The organism is Olsenella profusa DSM 13989, from assembly GCF_030811115.1.
Lineage (GTDB): Bacteria > Actinomycetota > Coriobacteriia > Coriobacteriales > Atopobiaceae > Olsenella_F > Olsenella_F profusa.
This window is the reverse complement of the sequence record NZ_JAUSQK010000001.1, coordinates 2,263,755-2,282,138: the sequence shown is the minus strand read 5'-3', so window position 1 is coordinate 2,282,138 and position 18,384 is coordinate 2,263,755. Positions and strand designations below refer to the sequence as shown.

At 66.7% G+C, this 18,384-nt stretch carries 15 protein-coding genes and 1 tRNA gene; 10 read left to right on the top strand and 6 right to left on the bottom strand.

The window, feature by feature from the left end:
• Nucleotides 1-6: 6 nt before the first annotated feature.
• The 6 genes from aroC to J2S71_RS10600 form a co-directional block, all read right to left on the bottom strand.
• Nucleotides 7-1,125, bottom strand: coding sequence for a chorismate synthase (gene aroC, locus J2S71_RS10625; RefSeq protein WP_307391682.1), 1,119 nt, complete (start codon nt 1,123-1,125; stop codon nt 7-9).
• Nucleotides 1,126-1,129: 4 nt separating this feature from the next.
• Nucleotides 1,130-2,431 (bottom strand): 3-phosphoshikimate 1-carboxyvinyltransferase, encoded by a 1,302-nt coding sequence (gene aroA / locus J2S71_RS10620; protein WP_307391679.1) that lies wholly within the window; start codon nt 2,429-2,431, stop codon nt 1,130-1,132.
• Nucleotides 2,428-3,522, bottom strand: a complete 1,095-nt coding sequence (aroB, locus tag J2S71_RS10615; protein ID WP_307391676.1) for a 3-dehydroquinate synthase — start codon at nt 3,520-3,522, stop codon at nt 2,428-2,430. The genes aroA and aroB overlap by 4 nt, the downstream gene beginning before the upstream one ends.
• A complete protein-coding gene (locus J2S71_RS10610) occupies nt 3,519-4,403 on the bottom strand; it encodes a prephenate dehydrogenase (RefSeq protein WP_307391673.1) in 885 nt (294 codons plus the stop codon). The genes aroB and J2S71_RS10610 overlap by 4 nt, the downstream gene beginning before the upstream one ends.
• 3 nt (nt 4,404-4,406) lie before the next feature.
• Nucleotides 4,407-5,429 (bottom strand): 3-deoxy-7-phosphoheptulonate synthase, encoded by a 1,023-nt coding sequence (gene aroF / locus J2S71_RS10605; RefSeq protein WP_307391669.1) that lies wholly within the window; start codon nt 5,427-5,429, stop codon nt 4,407-4,409.
• An 81-nt stretch (nt 5,430-5,510) separates the two neighbouring features.
• Nucleotides 5,511-5,587, bottom strand: a tRNA-Arg gene (locus J2S71_RS10600).
• A gap of 115 nt (nt 5,588-5,702) precedes the next feature.
• Between J2S71_RS10600 and acnA the strand changes: the two genes are divergently transcribed.
• The 10 genes from acnA to J2S71_RS10550 all read left to right on the top strand — a co-directional run bounded on the left by acnA (nt 5,703) and on the right by J2S71_RS10550 (nt 18,376).
• Entirely contained in the window at nt 5,703-8,393 is a 2,691-nt protein-coding gene (acnA, locus tag J2S71_RS10595) for an aconitate hydratase AcnA (protein WP_307391666.1), read from the top strand.
• 22 nt (nt 8,394-8,415) lie between these two features.
• Nucleotides 8,416-9,462: a zinc ribbon domain-containing protein gene (locus tag J2S71_RS10590; RefSeq protein WP_021726150.1), complete on the top strand. Its 1,047-nt coding sequence runs from the start codon at nt 8,416-8,418 to the stop codon at nt 9,460-9,462.
• Between the two features lie 105 nt (nt 9,463-9,567).
• Nucleotides 9,568-10,113, top strand: coding sequence for a peptidylprolyl isomerase (locus tag J2S71_RS10585; protein ID WP_021726088.1), 546 nt, complete (start codon nt 9,568-9,570; stop codon nt 10,111-10,113).
• Nucleotides 10,114-10,146: 33 nt separating this feature from the next.
• Nucleotides 10,147-11,550 (top strand): tetratricopeptide repeat protein, encoded by a 1,404-nt coding sequence (locus J2S71_RS10580; RefSeq protein WP_021726013.1) that lies wholly within the window; start codon nt 10,147-10,149, stop codon nt 11,548-11,550.
• A 47-nt stretch (nt 11,551-11,597) separates the two neighbouring features.
• Entirely contained in the window at nt 11,598-12,644 is a 1,047-nt protein-coding gene (locus J2S71_RS10575) for a rod shape-determining protein (RefSeq protein WP_021726092.1), read from the top strand.
• 11 nt (nt 12,645-12,655) lie between these two features.
• Nucleotides 12,656-13,669 (top strand): rod shape-determining protein MreC, encoded by a 1,014-nt coding sequence (gene mreC / locus J2S71_RS10570; RefSeq protein WP_021726206.1) that lies wholly within the window; start codon nt 12,656-12,658, stop codon nt 13,667-13,669.
• An 11-nt stretch (nt 13,670-13,680) separates the two neighbouring features.
• Entirely contained in the window at nt 13,681-14,238 is a 558-nt protein-coding gene (mreD, locus tag J2S71_RS10565) for a rod shape-determining protein MreD (protein WP_021726158.1), read from the top strand.
• A 6-nt stretch (nt 14,239-14,244) separates the two neighbouring features.
• Nucleotides 14,245-16,278 (top strand): penicillin-binding protein 2, encoded by a 2,034-nt coding sequence (gene mrdA / locus J2S71_RS10560; RefSeq protein ID WP_021726135.1) that lies wholly within the window; start codon nt 14,245-14,247, stop codon nt 16,276-16,278.
• Between the two features lie 3 nt (nt 16,279-16,281).
• Nucleotides 16,282-17,523 carry an FtsW/RodA/SpoVE family cell cycle protein gene (locus tag J2S71_RS10555; RefSeq protein ID WP_307391657.1) on the top strand — a complete coding sequence of 414 codons (1,242 nt, stop codon included), beginning with the start codon at nt 16,282-16,284 and terminating at the stop codon, nt 17,521-17,523.
• 10 nt (nt 17,524-17,533) lie between these two features.
• The gene (locus J2S71_RS10550; RefSeq protein ID WP_307391654.1) at nt 17,534-18,376 is read left to right on the top strand and encodes a hypothetical protein; all 843 of its coding nucleotides are present in this window, start codon (nt 17,534-17,536) and stop codon (nt 18,374-18,376) included.
• The last annotated feature ends 8 nt before the right edge of the window (nt 18,377-18,384 follow it).

Sequence of the window (18,384 nt, the reverse complement as noted above, 5' to 3'; positions counted from 1 at the left end):
TGCTCCTTAGGCGTTGCGTCGGGCGTGCTCGGGAGGGAAGGAGAGCCAGGCGTCCAGCAGGGCAAGCGCGCAGGTGGCCTCCACCACGGGGACGGCGCGCGGTGCGATGCAGGGGTCGTGGCGCCCGGCGACCTCCACGGTGTCATCCTTTCCGCGCACCATGTCAATCGTCTGCTGGGGACGGCTGATGCTCGAGGTGGGCTTGATGGCGACGCGCAGGATGATGGGGGCACCGGTGCTGAGGCCCCCCAGGATGCCCCCCGCGTTGTTGCTCGTGGGCATCACCTCGGACCCATCGGTGTGCCAGGGGTCGTTGTCCTCGCTGCCGCGCAGGCGGGCCGCTGCAAAGCCCGCACCGAATTCCACGCCCTTGATGGCGGGGATGCCAAAGAGCGCCCGGGCAAGCAGGTTCTCCAGGCCGTCGAACATGGGCGAGCCCACACCCGCGGGAAGTCCGGTGGCCACGCATTCGATGGTCCCGCCAACGGAGTCCTGGTCCCCGCGCGCGGCATCGATGGCCTGCGCCATGCGCCTCGCCACGGCAGAGTCGATGGTGGTGAGGGGCCGCGCCGCGGTCACCGCCTCCAGCTGTCGGTCGAGCACGGTGCCGGGCAGGGGGGCGAAGGGCTCGTCTTCCACCTCCGCAATGCTCGCAAGGTGTGCCGCCACACGCACGCCGCGTTCGCCCAGGATGGCACGGGCGATCCCACCTGCGGCACACAGTGGCGCCGTGAGCCTGCCCGAGAAGTGCCCGCCACCGCGGACGTCCTGGCTGCCGCCCCATTTCGCCTGGGCAGGCCAGTCCGCGTGACCGGGCCGGGGATGGGTGAGGAGCCTATCATAGTCCTGCGAGCGGGTGTTGGTGTTCTCTATGAGCAGGGCAAGCGGTGCGCCGCAGGTGTCTCCCCGCACATTGAGCCCAGCGACGACCTTGACGGCATCGGGCTCCGCGCGCGGCGTGGTCCAGCTGCCCTGTCCGGGCGCCCTGCGCGCCATGAAGGCGGCAAGCGCATCGAGGTCGACGTGATGGCCGGAGGGGAGCCCCTCCACCACGCAGCCGATCCCAGCCGAGTGTGACTGCCCAAAGATGCTCACGCGCAGGGTGTTCCCAAAGGAGGATGGCATGCTGCTACTCACTTTCCGTCGCCGTGCCGCCAAGGCGTCTGAAGTCATCGAAGAAGGCGGGGTAGGATTTCCGTACGCACTCTGCGCCCAGGATGGTGGTGGGGCCTGTGGCGGTGGCGCCGGCCACGGCCGCCATCATGGCGATGCGATGGTCATTGGCCGCATCCACGATGCCCCCTCTGAGGCGTGGGACGCCGTGGATGGCAAGGCCGTCCCCATTGATGGAGACCATGCCACCCATCGCGTTCAGGGCTGACGAGACGGTCTCGAGGCGGTCTGACTCCTTGAGCCTCAGACGCTCGGCATGGATGATGCGTGTGGTCCCCGTGCACGTGGATGCCACCGCCGCGAGGGGCGGTACGAGGTCGGGCACGTCGGCGGCGTCGATGGTGCGACCCGTGAGCGCGCCTCCGCGCGCCTCGGCCGTCGTGCCCTCCTGCCGCACGTGCGCGCCCAGCGAGGCCAGCGTCAGGAGGATGGCGCGGTCTCCCTGGTGGGAGCGCCCCTCCAGCCCGGAGACCCGTATGCCACGGCCGAGGGCGCCAGCGCAGAGCCAGGAGGCCGCACAGGACCAATCGCCCTCCACCCGCACCTCGTCGGGACCTGCGGGGCGCGCGTCCGCGGCGATGGTGAGCGAGAGGTAGTCCCTGCCACCACGTGACGTCTCCGCCTCCGTGACGCCCACGCCAAAGGTGCCCAGGGCATCCAGCGTGAGCCTGATGTAGGAGAGCGACTCGATGGGCCGCTCCACGAGTATCGTCACGCGTTCGGTGAGTATGCACGCGGCGAGCAGGAGACCTGTCACGAACTGCGACGAGACCGTGCCGGGGAGCGTGAACGTGCCACCGGTGAGTGGGCCCGAGACGGTGAGGGGAAACGACCCCGGTGCCGAGAGGCGGGCATGGTGCGCGCAGAGCTCCTCCCATAGCGGCGAGAGCGGACGCTTGGCCAGCCTGCCGTGTCCCTGGATGCTGCCGCCCCCGAGAGCGCAGAGCACAGGGAGCATGAAGCGCAGCGTGGAGCCGGACTCGCCGCAGTCGAGGTGTGCCCCTTCGGGAATCCTCAGCCCCGCCCCGTCTCGGGGGATCGGCACCACGCGAAAGCCGATGCGCGTGCGCGTGACGCGTGCGCCCAATGCCGACAGGCAGGTAGCCGTGGCGTCGATGTCCCTTGATGTGGTGGGGCAGAGCAGCGTGGTCGTCCTATCCCTGAGCGCGGCGAGCACGAGCAGGCGATGCGCCACGGACTTCGAGACGATAGCCCCTATCGTCCCAGCGAGGGGGGAGGGCTCGATGGTGACCCTCATCGCGACACACCGCAGCCCAGGTCAACCAGGTCGGCGAGCTCCTGGGCACTGACCGTCCTGATCTCCACCACGCCGATGGCGCGCGGCACCACGACGTTGAAGGAGTCCCCATGGCGCTTCTTGTCGTGCAGCACGAGCGACATGATGCGTCCATGGGAGAGCCTGGTGTCCGTGGGAAGCCCGTAGGCATCCACGACACGCTCGATGTCGTCCGCCACGTCCTGCGGGCACCATCCGCACGCAGCCGCGGCGCGCGCCATGCAGCACATGCCTGCCGCCACGCTCGAGCCGTGCCCGAGGGTGAAGTCGCTTGCCGCCTCGATGGCGTGGCCGATGGTGTGTCCAAAGTTGAGGATCTGCCGCACGCCACCCTCGCGCTCGTCCGCGTCGACGACGTCGCGCTTGATCTCGACGTTGCGGGCGATGAGGGCCGCGCGCATGGCATGCCTGGCGCCGTCGGCGTTGAGGGGCTGCTCGGCGAGCTTCCTGAACAGCGTCGCGTCACGGATGACCCCGTGCTTGATCATCTCGCCGCACGAATCGGTGAGCTGCTCGTGGGTGAGCGTATCCAGGCACTCGACGTCGGCGATGACGAGCGTTGGCTGGAAGAACGCTCCCGCGAGGTTCTTCCCGGCTGCGAGGTCGATGGCACACTTGCCACCCACCGAGGAGTCGACCATTGCCAAGAGCGAGGTAGGCACCTGTATGACGGCACACCCTCGCAGGTACAGGGCTGCGGCAAGGCCTGCGATGTCGCCCGTCACGCCACCGCCCACGGCGACGACCACGTCATCGCGGGTGAGTTCGGCAGCGGCGAGGCCCTCGAGAAGGGCGGAGAGGGTATGGATGTCCTTGCTGGCCTCGCCCGCCTCGAAGACCTGCACGTCCGTCGTGAAGCCCGCCCTCCGCAGCGAGCCGGTGACATCATCGGCATAGAGGGGGGCGACGTTGGAGTCGGAGATGACGTGCGCCCTGCGACCCCTGATGAGCCTGGCGGCGCGCGGTCCCACCTCGCCGAGGATGCCCTGGCCCACGAGGACCTCGTAGGACCTGGACGGCGTGTCCACTTGGATGACCCTGGTATCGCTCATCGTCCCTCAATCTTCCTCTTGATGCGGTCACCCTCAGAGAGCAGCTCCTCGAGCCGCTCGCCATCGTGCGTATCGAGCGCCTGCCTGTAGGCGGCGAGGTTGTCTATGAGCATGCCGATCTCCGTCGAGAGGTTGTCGGCGTCGTCAAGCATGAGCTCTCGCCACATGGACGCGTTGAGGCGCGCCACGCGGGTGAGGTCGCGATAGGACCCTGCCGAGAATCCCTTGTGGTCGCGGGCCGAGGGGCTCTTCACGTAGGCGTTGGAGACCACATGGGCAAGCTGCGAGGTGAAGGCGATGACCTCGTCGTGCCGCTCGGCGCTCGTCACCGTGAAGCGACCGAAGCCGCACGGCTCGAGCAGCCGCTCGACACGGTCGAGGAGGTCGAGGCGGGCAAGGTCATCCAGGTCCTCGGGTGGCACCATCACCATGGGGGCACCCTTGAACATGTTGGCGCGCGAGTGGGCATAGCCGGAGTACTGCGTGCCTGCCATGGGATGGCAGCCTACGAAGTGCCAGGCATGCCCCCGGGCGATCCTGAAGCAGGCGGAGCAGATGGTGCGCTTGACGCCCACGGTGTCTATGACGATGGCGTTGGGTGCCACGAGGTCCTGATGACCAACGATCCAGTCGATGGTCATCTGCGGATAGCCGGCGAGGATGACGAGCTCGCAGGTCCCAATGGTGTCATTGGTGAGCTCCGCGTCCACGGTGTCGATCATGGCGAGCTCGAGCGTGGCCCGCGTGCGGTTGCTGGCATAGACCTCGCGGCCGCCCTGGTGCAGGGCACGTGCGAACGAACCCCCCATGAGCCCCAGCCCCACGATGCCCACGCGGCCGCTCACGAACGTTCCGACGTGCCCTCTCTCCCGCGTACCCATGCGCTATGCCTCCAGCCTGGTCGTGACGGCATCCCTCACGAGGGAGACGCGTCGCATGGTCGTGGCGAACCCCTCGGGCGTGAGCGCCGTGGCCCCGCCCGACCGTGCCTCGTTGGGGTTGTCGTGCACCTCGACCATGAGGCCGTCCGCCCCGGCGGCGCACGCCGCAGGGGCGACGGGCGCGGCGTAGCGCCGGGAGCCGGCGGCGTGGCTGGGGTCGGCGATGACGGGGAGGTGCGAGAGGCGATGGAGGGTGGGGATGGCGTTGACGTCAAAGGTGTAGCGGGTGCGCGCCTCGAAGGTGCGGATGCCTCGCTCGCAGAGCATGACCCTGGAGTTGCCCTCGCTCATCACGTGCTCCGTCACCATGAGTAACTCGTCTATGGTCTCGGACCTTCCGCGCTTGAGGAGCACGGGCACCCGTGTCCTGCCCACCTCCCGCAGGAGCGCGAAGTCCTGGGCGTTCCTCGTGCCGATCTGCATGACGTCGATGCCCTTGTCCACGAAGAGCCCCACGTCGTGTGTGTCCATGACCTCGTCCATGATGGGCATGCCCACGTCGTGGCCCACCCGCGCGAGCAGCCCGAGCCCTGCCGCACCCATGCCCTGGTACGAGTAGGGATTCGTGCTCGAACGATAGGGGCTGCCCCGGAGCAGCGTGGCTCTCGCGGCCTTGGCCACCTCGGCAATGCGGTGGATGCTCTCGCCCTCGACGCAGCGGGGATCGGCGATGACGTGGAAGTTGCCGCCACCGATGCGCACGCCATGGCCGCAGTCGATGGCGGTGTCCTCGGGGTGGAACGTGCGGTTCGCCTTCTTGAAGGGGTCGGAGACGCAGCGCACCTCCTCCACGATGCCCATGGGCTCCAGAAGGAGGGGATCGATCCTGCTCGTGTCACCGATGATGCCCACGATGGTCTCGTTCTCGCCCTGGGAGACGTTGGTCCTGAAGCCGCGATCCTGTGTCCAGCTCACGAAGTGCTCGAGTTGTGCGGGCGTTGCCGACTCCTTGACGATGGTGATCATGCAAAAGGCTCCTTGGCTGGGCGGGATGCCCAGGTAGATAGTAAGAAGGCCGGTGCCCGAAGGCATCGGCCGGCCAGGTGCTGGTGACCCCAGGGGGATTCGAACCCACGACCTTTCGCTCCGGAGGCGAACGCTCTCATCCACTGAGCTATGGGGCCATTGTTGCCAATTATAGCGAATGTGCCGCGGCGTCTCGACGATGCGGGATAATCTCGAAAACAAGCTAGCCTGAAACATGTCGGTGCGGATGTCGCCAGGAGGGGGAGACGCGCTATGAAGCTGGGCCAGAATGAGCTTGACGTCGCAGTCCGAGCCGCCCGCATGCCCAAGGACATGCGGGTCGGCTCACGGACCGTGTCGTTCTATGACGTGAGCGGGATTCCGGGCGTGGGCCTTCTGCCACGGGCGCTTGTGGTGCTCCTGGAGAACTGCATCCGCCGGGCCGAGAGCGACGAGCGCGCACGAGAGCTCGTCCATGCCATCGTGTCCGCCGGCCTCTCCGGCGAGCAGGGCGACGAGATCGAGTTCATGCCTGCCCGCGTGCTCTTCCAGGACTTTACCGGCGTGCCCGTGTTCGTGGACTTCGCGGCCATGCGCGACGCCATGGTCGAGCGGGGGGGAGACCCCAGGACGGTGAACCCACGCATACCCTGCACGCTCGTCGTGGACCACTCCGTGACCGCCGATTGCGCGGGACGTTCCGATGCCAGGCGCGAGAACGAGGCACGTGAGGCCGAGCGCAACGCCGAGCGCTTCGCCTTCCTCAAATGGGCGAGCCGCTCGTTTGGCAACGTGCGCATCGTGCCGCCCGGGGGAGGCATCTGCCACCAGCTCAACATAGAGCGCTTCAGTGAGGTCGTCACGACGGACGCCCTTTCCGAGCGGTCCATGGCCTGCTTTGACACGCTCGTGGGCACCGACTCCCACACGACGACGGCCAATGGCCTGGGCGTGCTGGGCTGGGGCGTGGGCGGCATCGAGGCGGAGGCGGCGTCGCTCGGCCAGCCCATCTCCCTGCTGGTTCCCGCCGTCGTGGAGCTGAGGCTCACGGGCGCGCTCCATGACGGCGTCTCGGGCATGGATGTCGCCCTCACGGTCGCCAAGCTACTGCGTGACGCCCAGGTGGTTGGCAACCTCGTTGAGGTCACAGGGCCCGGCGTCTCGTCGCTCACGCCCACGCAGCGCGCCTGCGTCGCCAACATGACACCTGAGTATGGCTGCACCACCACGCTGTTCCCCGTGGACGAGAACGTCCTCGATTACCTGCGCCTGACAGGGCGCGCTCACGATCAGGTCGATCTCGTTCGTGCCTACTTCGAGGCGGAGGGCGTCTTTGGCGCGGGCGGGGAGCGTCGCTACGCCCGCACGCTCACGCTCGACCTCGCCACCGTGGGGACCTCGCTGGCTGGCCCGTCGCGGCCCCACAACCATGTGACGCCCGCAACGCTGCAAGATGCCGTGCGACATACGGCAGAGGCGCACGGCCTGGGCGACTTCGACGAGACCTTCGAGATCACCATGGCGGGGGAGACCCATCAGCTCCATCGGGGCGCCCTTGCCATTGCCGCCATCACGAGCTGTACGACGGCGACCGACCCGGCGATGATGGTCGCCGCGGGGCTGCTGGCCAAGAAGGCCCGCGAGCACGGGCTTTCCGCCAAGCCATGGGTCAAGCGCATCCTGGCGCCGGGCAGCCATGCCACCGAGCTTCTGCTCGAGCGCACGGGCCTCGCCCGCCACGTCTTCGAGCTTGGGTTCTATACCTGCGGGTTCGGATGCATGAGCTGCATCGGCAACTCGGGCGGGATCGCCGTGGGTCTCAGTGAGCGGGCCGGGGACATGGAGCTCACAAGCATCCTCTCGGGCAATCGCAACTTCGACGGGAGGATCTCGCCCGACGTGGCGCAGAACTACCTTGCCGCCCCTGCGCTCGTGGTGGCCTATGCGCTCGTCGGCACCCTCGACGTCGACCTCTCGCACACGCCGGTGGGCAGAGGCGCCCAGGGCGAGGAGGTCATGCTCGACGACCTCATGCCCACGAACGACGAGGTGAGCGCCGCGCTTGCGGGCGTGCTTACGACCGAGCTCTTCGAGGAGGGTGCGCGTGGGCTCTTCGAGGGCTCCCCCGCCTGGAGGGAGCTCAAGGTCGCAGAGGGCGACACGTTCTCGTGGGACCCCGCCTCCACCTACGTCCGTCGTGCCCCCTACTTCGAGATTGCCCGGCACGAGCCCATGCGGGGGGCTTCGGGCGCCCGCACCCTCGCCTTCCTGGGGGACTTCGTCACGACCGACCACATCTCTCCCGCCGGCGCCATCTCTCCCACGGCACCGGCGGCGGACTACCTGCGTGCCCACGGCGTCGCCGAGGGGGACTTCAACACCTATGGCTCCAGGCGGGGCAACCACGAGGTCATGACGAGGGGCACCTTTGCCAACGTGCGCCTGGAGAACGCCCTGGCGGGAGGCGTCCGGGGCTGGTGGACCGAGGATCTGCTCACGGGCGAGGCGGCCACGATCTTCGCGGCCGCGGAGCACTACCGGGAGCGTGGCGTGGACGCCATCGTGGTGGCGGGCAGGATGTATGGATCTGGCTCGAGCCGTGACTGGGCAGCCAAGGGCCCGCTGCTGCTGGGGGTGCGCGCCGTCATCGCGGAGAGCTTCGAGCGCATCCATCGCTCCAACCTCGTGCAGATGGGCGTGCTTCCCCTGCAGTTCATGGATGGTGACTCCGCACGCTCGCTGGGACTCACGGGGCGGGAGCGCTACGACATCGAGGAGGTCGACCTCACCGAGGGGCTTCCCAGGCACCCCGTCTGTCAGGTGACGGCCACGGCGGGGGACGGGAAGGTGACGCGCTTCGGCTGCATCGTGCGCGTGGACACGCCCACCGAGGGCAGGTTCCTGGCGTTTGGGGGTATCCTTCCCTATATCCTTGAGCGCATGACGGGTGCGTGTCCGGCGTAGCGCAGGGAGAGAGGAGTCACGTGTGATCTGCCCCAACTGCGGTACAAGCGTCCCGGACGATGCCGTGCGCTGCCCTGCCTGCCATGCCGACATGGGGCGGATCGCATCTGTGGTGCCCCCTCAGGGCACCTGGTGTCCCAGCTGTGGCTCCCTGGTCCCCGACGGCGAGGACGTGTGCCCGCACTGTGGCATGCCCGTCGCGCGTCCCAAGCATGCTCGCGCGTCTGACGTGTCGCGCCTCAAGATCGTGAGCGGCGAGGGGGAAGGTACCGACGCCGACGAGGCGCCCGCGGACGACACCGACGCCCCTCAACCCGACGAGGACGTGGCTGACGAGCGCTTTGAGAGTGAGGACACCGCCTTCGTGCCGCGCATCGTGAGCGCCCTGCCGGCCGAGCCCGTCTCGGGCAACGACGGGCTGCAGCGTGCCGGTGCGCTGCGCGTGCGCACCCTGGTGGTGGCCCTAGCGGCAGCGCTGCTCTTCGTGGGTGGCGGCGTGCTCTTCCTCACGCACCCCTGGGACCCCAACGCCTCCGACTCCCGCGCCAAGTCAGAGGCGGACACCTCCATGGCGGGCTTTCCCGGCATCGTGACGGAGCTCAAGGGCCAGGATGGTGGTTCCACGGATGCCGGCGAGGTGGAGAGTGGCGATGCCACCACCTACAGGAAGCTCAGCGATGTGTATGGTCGGCTCAAGGATCTCGAGGAGCGTGCCGATGCGGACGAGCAGAGCTACCGGACGCTTGCGGCCACCGCAGACTCAGACGAGCGCACGAATGCCCGAAACGAGGCCTACCAGCTCTCCCTCGACGTGAGCAACCTCATATCGAGCCTCTCGGACATCGATGTCACGTCGGGGACCTACGCCGACGACCTCGATAACATGAAGACCCTTGCCAATTGGCTCCGCAACCGCACCGATGTGCTGAACAGCGCCTGGAAGAAGGCCATGCAGATGGCGAATCCTTCCTCCCATGCGCAGGAGATCGATGGCTATCTGCGCGACGGCGACTCGTACAAGAGGCAGTTCGACGAGCACTACGACGGATGGAAGCCCCAAGAGAAGTAGGTGGGCCCTGGTGGGTCTGCCGAATGTGTGAAATAATATCGCTGCTGATAGAATGAATCGGATGAATGCACCCAGAAACGTCGCATGCTCATGAGGGGAGGGCCTATGGGTCTCTGTGGGAACAACGCGCTCCATACACCCAGCTATACGCCCACGGGTGCCGAGGTCGCCGTCTTCAGGACCTCGAAGGGCGAGATCCGTGCTCGGCTCGACGCCGAGGGCGCGCCCATCCATGTGGCAAACTTCTGTGAGCTTGCGTCCGCGGGCTTCTACGATGGGCTCAAGTTCCATCGCTACGTACCGGGCTTTGTCATCCAGGGAGGCTGTCCCACCACGCGCGCGATGTCGTGCGAGGATGTGGCGGCTGGCCGGCCCGGCCCCGATGGGATGCCCGGCACGGGTGGCCCTGGCTACTCCATACGGCAGGAGTTCTCCACCAACCCCCGCAACAGCCACGATGACGGGGCGCTTGCCATGGCGCGCTCCCAGGACCCTGACTCCGCGGGTTCGCAGTTCTACTTCTGCCTGGGGCCCCAGCACGCGCTGGACTTAGGCTACACCGTCTTCGGACAGACCATCGCTGGCCTCGACGTCATCTCCCGGCTCCGTGCGGGCGACGTCATCGAGTCCGTGCGCATCGAGCAGGCCTAGCGCCCAGGAACACCCATACGGGAGGTTTTGATCGTGAATCAAGAGAAATTCGAGGCAGGCAAGGCAGCCTATCAGCAGGGGGACATCCTTTCGGCCGCGCAGCTCCTCGCGGAGGCCAAGGACCCCGGCGAGGTCTCCGGTGCCATCGATCACATGCTGGGCAACTGCATGATGCGGCTCAACCGCTTTGACGATGCCGCCCGCGACTATGCCGATGCGCTGCATGACGCCTCCTATGGTCACAAGGGTGCCCTCTCCTGCAACAGGGGCCGCGCGCTTCTGGCCGCGGGCAGGCCCCAGGAGGCCGTCGCGGCCCTCGTAGTGGCCACCAAGGACGAGTCCTATAGGACGCCCTACAAGGCCTACACGGCCCTGGGCAACGCCAACCGGGCCCTGGGCAACATCCGCGATGCGGCGGTCGCCTTCAGGAGCGCCGCCATCGACGAGGCCAACCCCAATCCCTCGCGCGCCCTCCAAGACCTGGGTGGCTGCTTCCTGTCACTGGGGCGTGCGGTCGATGCCGTCGAGGCCTATCGCACCGCCCTCGACTTCGTGGCGGCGAGCGACGAGAAGTCCGCCATCTATGCCGATCTGGGCTTGGCATACGTGGCCGCCAACCGCATGAGCGAGGCCGTCGATTCGTTTGGCCATGCCCTCGCGACGCCGGGCTTCACGCTGAGGCCCGAAGCGCAGGCCGCCTATGAGGCCGCGCGCAAGTCCGTCGATGCCGCCGATGGGGGAGACCCATCCGAGACCGACGCCTTCCTGGCGGCCGCCGGCTACGCAGGCGCCAACGCCATCGACCCGCTCGACCCCACGGGCAAGACGGGCGAGGTCATGCCCTCGCCCGAGGACACGGGCTTCTTCTCCATCAGCGAGGAGGACATCGTCGCCCAGGCCAAGAGGGAGCGCAAGGCCAGGCGCAAGCACGGCCATCGTGGCCTCAGGGTGTTCCTGGTCATCCTCATCCTGCTGGTGCTCGCCGCCGCCGGTGCGGGCTACGCCTACTACCGTGGGTATGGCTGGCCCACCCAAGAGAGCGTCGTCCAGGGCTTCTTCCAGACCACCGCGAATGGCGGCGACGTCTCGCAGTACGTCGCCTCGAGCGTCTCGAGCGATGACCGCGAGCAGATGAGGCGGCTTCTGCCCACCTCAGGGTCGAGTGTCGAGATCAAGGGCCAGGACCAGTCCATGCAGTCCTCCACCATGATCGTGAGCGTCAAGCTGCCTGCCGGTGGCGAGCAGCAGTACAAGGTCGAGCTCAAGCGTGATGGCATCGGCTGGAAGATATCCGACATCTCCACCGTGTATGCGTCGCAGGGCTCTGATTCGCCCAGCATTTCGGACGCGCCGTCTGCGCAGGGCGGCGCTCAGGCTGGTACCATATCGTCGAATGGCACATCCGACGACGGCGGCTCTGGCAACGGCAACGACTAGGATCCTGGAGCCCGGGGCACCCCGGCCCGTGATTGGAAATGTGAGACATGTCGATTCTCGATTCCCTCTTTGGCGAGTATGACGGCGATCTGGCAATCGACCTCGGTACGGCCAACACGCTGGTGGCCGCCCGTGGCCAGGGCATCGTACTCAACGAGCCCTCCGTGGTCGCCATCGACCAAAGCGCGGATCGCGTGCTCGCCGTCGGCGCGGATGCGAAGCGCATGATCGGCCGCACGCCTGGCTCCATCATCGCCGAACGGCCCCTCAAGGACGGCGTCATCGCCGACTTCGACGTCACCGAGGTCATGCTTCGCTACTTCATCGAGAAGGCGCGCGGCGTACGTCGCTATCCGTGGTCACCGCGCCCGCGCGTCGTTGTCTGCGTGCCCTCGGGCGTCACGTCCGTGGAGAAGCGTGCCGTGTTCGAGGCCACCATCTCGGCAGGCGCCCGCCAGGCCTACCTCATCGAGGAGCCCATGGCCGCCGCCATCGGTGCCGACCTGCCCATCGAGGACCCCACGGGCTCCATGGTCGTAGACATCGGCGGTGGCACCACCGAGGTGGCCGTCATCGCCATGGGCGGCATCGTGGTCTCACAGTCCATCCGCACTGCGGGGGACGAGTTCGACCAGACGATCCTCGAGCACGTCCGTGACGCGTACAACCTCTCCATCGGCGAGCGGACGGCCGAGGACATCAAGATCAAGGTTGGCTCGGCGGCGCCCCTTGCCGAGGAGCTGGACGTTGAGGTCAACGGTCGCGACGTGCTTACGGGCATGCCCAAGACGGTGCGTATCGAGTCCGAGGAGATTCGCCGCGCGCTCGACAGGCCTCTCGATGAGGTCACGAAGGCTGTCAAGGACGCCCTCGACGTGACGCCACCCGACCTGGCAAGCGACCTCATGTACTATGGCGTGCTCCTCACGGGCGGCGGAGGGCTCCTGCGCGGGCTCGACCAGCGCCTGCGAGACGAGACGGGCGTCCCCGTCAACGTGAGCCCTACCGCGCTCGAGAACGTCGTCAACGGATGTGCCAAGGTCCTCGAGGCCAATGCACTGTCTGGCGGCTTCGTCCAGAGCGCCAACCTGTAACGGGAGCGACCATGGCTTTCTTTGGCTCTGGGCGTGACGAGGCACCAGGGATCAAAAGGCGCGATTCGGGATCAGGTGGCAGGCTGTTCATCATGCTTGTCATCGTGTCCCTCGTCATGTTCACGATGAGCGTGCGCGAGGACGGCTCGGGTGCCCTCACCACCGTCCGCGGTGCCTTCATGACGGTCACGACGCCCATTCGCATCGTGGGCTCCGTCGCGTCCCTTCCCTTTCAGGGCCTCGGCAACGTGTTCTCCAACCTGACCGCGAACCAGGAGTCGCTTTCCGACCTCAGGGCAGAGAACGAGAGGCTCGCGAGCAGGAATGCCGAGCTCGAGGAGGAGGCACAGGCAGCCACGCGCCTGCAGCAGCTCCTCGAGCTCAAGAACGCGTACAACCTTCAGAGCCAGGCCGCTCGCATCATCTCTGCGTCCACGGACTCCTGGACGCGCACGGTCGTCATTGACAGGGGGACGAGCTCGGGCCTGGCCGTGGGCATGCCCGTCACCGACGCGGGTGGTGCCATCGGCCAGATCATCGAATGCGATGCGGCCTCCTCGACGGTACGCCTCGTCACGGACGAGAACTCGGACGTCTCGGCCATGGTGCAATCCTCACGCGCCCAGGGCATGCTCAAGGGGTCCACCGATGGCACGCTGCACCTCACGCTCATCTCCACCGACCAAACGGTCAATGTGGGGGACACGATCGTCACGAGCGGGCTGGGTGGGGTGTTCCCCAAGGGGCTGCCCCTTGGCAAGGTCGCGAGCGTCAACCGTTCCGATGGCGCGCTCTACTATGACATCGAGGTCACCCCGGCCTCGTCGACGGAGAACTTCGAGGAGGTTCTCGTCATCACGTCGCTCACCGAGGAGCAGGAGGCCAGCTCGCAAGACATCGCCGAGGCCGACTCCCAGGATGCGGCCGTCGTGGGTGGCGACTCGTCCGGCAGCGATTCCCCCGCGTCCCCGGGTGCGTCGGGGACGGATGCCGCCTCGGGCCCCAAGCGCACGTCGGGACAGTAGGGGAGGGCAGCGTGCAGGTCAATGACTCCAACAAGCATCGACACGATGGCCTCATCCTCGCCATCGTGTGTCTTGTGCTGCAGGTGGGATTTGCGCCCTACCTCTCCGTCGCCAACGGGCACATCAACTTCGCGTTCATCTACTGCGCCATCGTCTCGCTCACCGTTGGTGGCCGCTTTGGCGTGGCGCTCGGCTTTGTGGCCGGCCTCGTCTTCGACCTCTGCACGACAGGTCCGATCGGCCTCATGGCGCTGCTGCTCACCATCGCCGCGTTCCTGATGGGGATGGAGAGCCGCAACCGCCTGCAGGACGACACCTCCGCCGCCATCATCCTCTTTGTGATCGTGTGCGCCGCCGTGAGCCTCGCCTACAACCTCGCCATGCTCCTCGTGGGCCAGGCTGCCTCCGTGGTTGACATGTTCGTGTACCGCAGCCTGCCCACCTTTTTCCTGACGTGCATCGCCTTCATACCGTTCGCGTACCTCTTTTCGCGTGGCCCCTCCCACCATGGCCCCCTTGGTGCCCGGCATACGCGCCATTCGGGCAGGTACAGTCTGGGTAGGCTCTAGGGGCGCATGGTGAGTCCCATCGTCATCGTCATAATCGTGCTCGTGGTTCTCCTCGTGGCGCTCATCGCGGCCTTCCTCCTCCTGGGGCGCCGCTCAGACGAGCACTTCAAGCTGGACATCGGCGGCGGTGTTCCCACGGCGTCGGGCGGCTCCGACACCTCCAGCGAGTCGGGCTTCAAGTCACGTCTGTCGGGGCTGCACGTCTTCTCTGGCTCCATTCTCGCGATCCTGCTGGCACGCCTGTGGTCCATGCAGCTTGTCTCCCAGGACGAGTACAGCGCACAGGCCGAGAGGAACCGTACGCGCACCATCTCGGTCACGGCACCGCGCGGCCGCATCCTCGATCGCAATGGCAAGGAGCTGGTCACCAACCGCGCCAGCCTCTGCGTCGTCGCCAAGTCCGACGTGGCTGACAACGACATGACCGTCACCCTTTTGGCCAACCTCATTGGCATGCCCCCCACGGCCGTGCGCCGCAACATCCAGGACGCGACGGGTGGCGCGCAGAGCATGCGCACGGTGGCACAGGACGTCTCACGTCGCGTCGTTGCCTACATCGAGGCCCATCCGCACGTGTTTCCCGACGTGGAGGTCGTGCAACGCACGCAGCGGCTCTATCCCAGGGGCAGCCTTGCGGCGCATGTGCTCGGCTATACGGGCGCCATCACGTCCGACCAGGTGAAGGCCATGGGCTCATCAGACGATGGTTCCATAGCGTACGAGATGGGGGACACCGTCGGCCAGGCGGGCGTCGAGTATGAGTATGAGAGCGTGCTCCAGGGTGTCAAGGGCGAGCAGAATGTCTATGTGGATGCCGACGGCACCGTCCTCAGCTATGCCTCTGCGGTCGACCCACGCGCGGGCTCCGACGTGACGCTCACCATCGACGCAGACATCCAGGCCGCGGCCGAGAAGGCGCTGTCGGACCGGATCTCCAAGCTGCGCGCCCAGCACTCCGACTGCAACGGCGGCAGCTGCATCGCGATGGACGTCACCACGGGCGAGGTGCTTGCCATGGCAAGCTACCCCACGTACTCCCCAAACATCTTCGTGGGTGGCATCTCGGCGGATGACTGGGATGCGCTCTCCTCGGATGCGGCGAACAACCCACTGCTCAATCGTGCCATCTCCGGCCAGTATCCCTCGGCATCGACCATCAAGCCCCTCACGGCGCTGGCAGCCCTCAAGAACGGCATCGCCACGCCTGAGTCATCCTATTACTGTACGGGGTATTGGACGGGCTTTGGCAGTGGCTATGGCCAGTACTGCTGGAAGAAGACCGGGCATGGCGCCGTCAATGTGCAGACGGGCATCACCTACTCCTGCGACGTCGTCTTCTACGAGATCGGCAAGGGGTTCTACTACTCGGACGACCCGGAGGCACTGCAGGACACCCTGAGGCAGTGGGGGCTGGGCTCGCGTGAGGGCATAGACCTTCCCAACGAGGGCTACGGGCGCGTGCCCACGCCCGAATGGAAGGAGGAGTACTTCTCCTCGTCATCCGCGGACGCCCGCGCCTGGCAGGGTGGTGATGACACGAACCTCGCCATCGGCCAGGGTGACCTGCTCGTGACGCCGCTCCAGATGGCCTGCGTCTATGCGGGGCTCTCTCTGAGTGGCATCGTCTGGAAGCCCCACCTGCTCAAGTCCGTGCGTTCCGACGTGGGGTCGGGGAGCGTCATTGCGTACAGGAATCAGGTCAACTACCAGATAGATGTCGACAAGACGTATATCGACCTCGTGCATGCCGGCCTCAAGGGCGTCATCTACGATGAGTCCGAGGCGCAGGCGTCGCACTTCACGAACCTCTCGGTGCAGGTTGCGGGCAAGACGGGTACGGCCGAGGTGACCAATGGCACGCCCACGGGATGGTTTGTGGCGTACTGCCCCATCGACAACCCCCAGTATGTCGTCGCTGCCACCATCGAGCACAGTGGCTATGGCAGCGACGGTGCGCTCTATGTGGTGCGTGACGTTCTTGGTACCATATACGGTGAGCCCGACACCTCGACGGCCGTCGACTCGAGTGGGGTGAGGTAGCCCATGGCATCGGGATCCGACAACAATCTGGGCCATTCCCTAGGCACCGTCGTCCACGGCATCGCCACGGGCATCTCAGGCGCGCTCTCCAAGAACCTGAGGAGCCCACGCGTCTCCGCCGCCAGCTCCTCCCGCCGCTCCAACTTCTACCGGCCCCAGCTGCTTGCGGCGCTCGCGCTTACGATATATGGGGCGGTGGTCATCTGGTCGGCCTCCCTCACCATTCCCGCGGCATCGTTCCCACGCCAGATGGTGGGCATCGTCATCGGCCTCATCCTCGCCCTGGGACTGTGGCGCTATGACTACCGCGCGCTTGTCAACATGTCCAAGGTGCTCTTTGTCATTGACTGCGCGCTCATGATCATGCCGCTGGTGCCAGGACTCAGCCATAACGTCAACGGGGCCACGGGCTGGGTCAAGGTGCCGCTCGTCCCCCTGACGTTCCAGCCGTCCGAGTTTGCCAAGATCGTCACGATCCTCCTCATGGCCTCCCTCGCGTCCGAGTACAACGGGCGCATGACTTCGTTGCGCGACTACGTCAAGCTCTGTGGCGTGCTGCTCGTCCCGTTCATGCTCATCCTGCTTCAGCCCGACCTCGGAACGGGTCTCATCGTGCTGGTCATGGGTGCTGCGATCATCATCTGTGCCGGTGCCAAGCGCAGTTGGGTGCTGGTGACGATCGCGCTCATCGTGCTCTTTGCGACGCTCCTCATCGCCACCTCCGTGACGCCGGGACTGCCTCACGTGCTGAAGCAGTATCAGCTCAATCGACTCATCGTCTTCGTCGACCCCTCCGTCGATCCCTCGGGCAATGGCTACAACCTCCAACAGGCCAAGATTGCCGTGGGTTCCGGTGGCTTTCTGGGCAAGGGCATCGGCAACGCCTCCCAGGCGGGGAGCGGCTTTCTGCCCGAGGCGCAGACCGATTTCGTCTTTGCCCTGCTCGCAGAGGAGTTCGGCTTTGTCGGAACCATCGTCCTTCTGGGCCTCTTCGGCATGCTCATCTTTTCGACCATCGCGCTCGCCCAGCGCGTCGAGGCTCCCTTTGGCAAGCTCGTGCTCGTGGGCATCGCGACGATGTGGTCCTTCCAGCTCCTGCAGAACGTGGGCATGTGCATTGGCATCATGCCCATCACCGGCATTCCGCTGCCCTTCATCAGCTTCGGCTCCTCGTCCATGATCATGCAGCTCATGACGGTGGGGCTGGTGCAGTCGGTATGGCACCACATTCCCAAGACGGCATAGGGGTGATCTCGTGACAAAGCGCAGGAGGAAGTCCGTGGCGCCCGGCCTCGTCGTTGATGCGCTCGGCACGGGCAGGCGCGTCTTCGCGAGGGCGGGGGAGGATGTCACCATCAGCGTGCTCGTCGACCCCCGCACGCCCGCATGGCTGGCCGCGGCGGTGAGGGACGTGCTCGTTCCCGAGCGGACGGGCGCCCATGTCGGCGTGCGCCCGCTGGGCACGGCGCCGCTGATGCCGGCAGGGGATGCGTGCATCGTGCTGTCCGCAGGGGCCCTGCCGCAGGTGGGGCAGACCACGACCCCGCTCTGTGTGCTCCTGCCGGCATCGCGGCGGGCGACACCCGTCGCGTCGCCGCAGGTGACGCCCATACCCTGTGCGGATGCGCGCCAGGTGGCGCCGTCGCTTGCCGCGTGGCTCCTTGCCGCCATGGCCCATCGCGAGCTTGCCCTGGCGGCGAGCTTCCCCTTCTGCCGTCCCGAGGCGACGCGCCGTTTCATCGCGCGCTGCGCCCGTGAGAATGCCGCCGTGGGTGCCCTGCCGCTCATCCCCGGTGCCGACATGCCGGTCATGACGGCCAATCAGCTGCGCATGGCCTTTGAGGTCCTGGCGGCGCATGGGCTGGAATCGGACGTTCGGGACGCGTTGGTGCTGGTTGGGGTCATTGGCGCTGGCCTCGTCTATCGGCAGGTGGCACGCAGGCTCCCACAGCCCACGGGACCCCTCGGTTGGGCGCTCAGGGGTGTCGTGGGCTATGCGGGCAGCATTGTCACGGGCATGGCGCTTGGATGCATCGTCGGCCACGTGGTGGATGGGCGTCACCACGCCACGAGGGGTTGTGCCCGCCGAGCCGTGTGAGCGCAGGG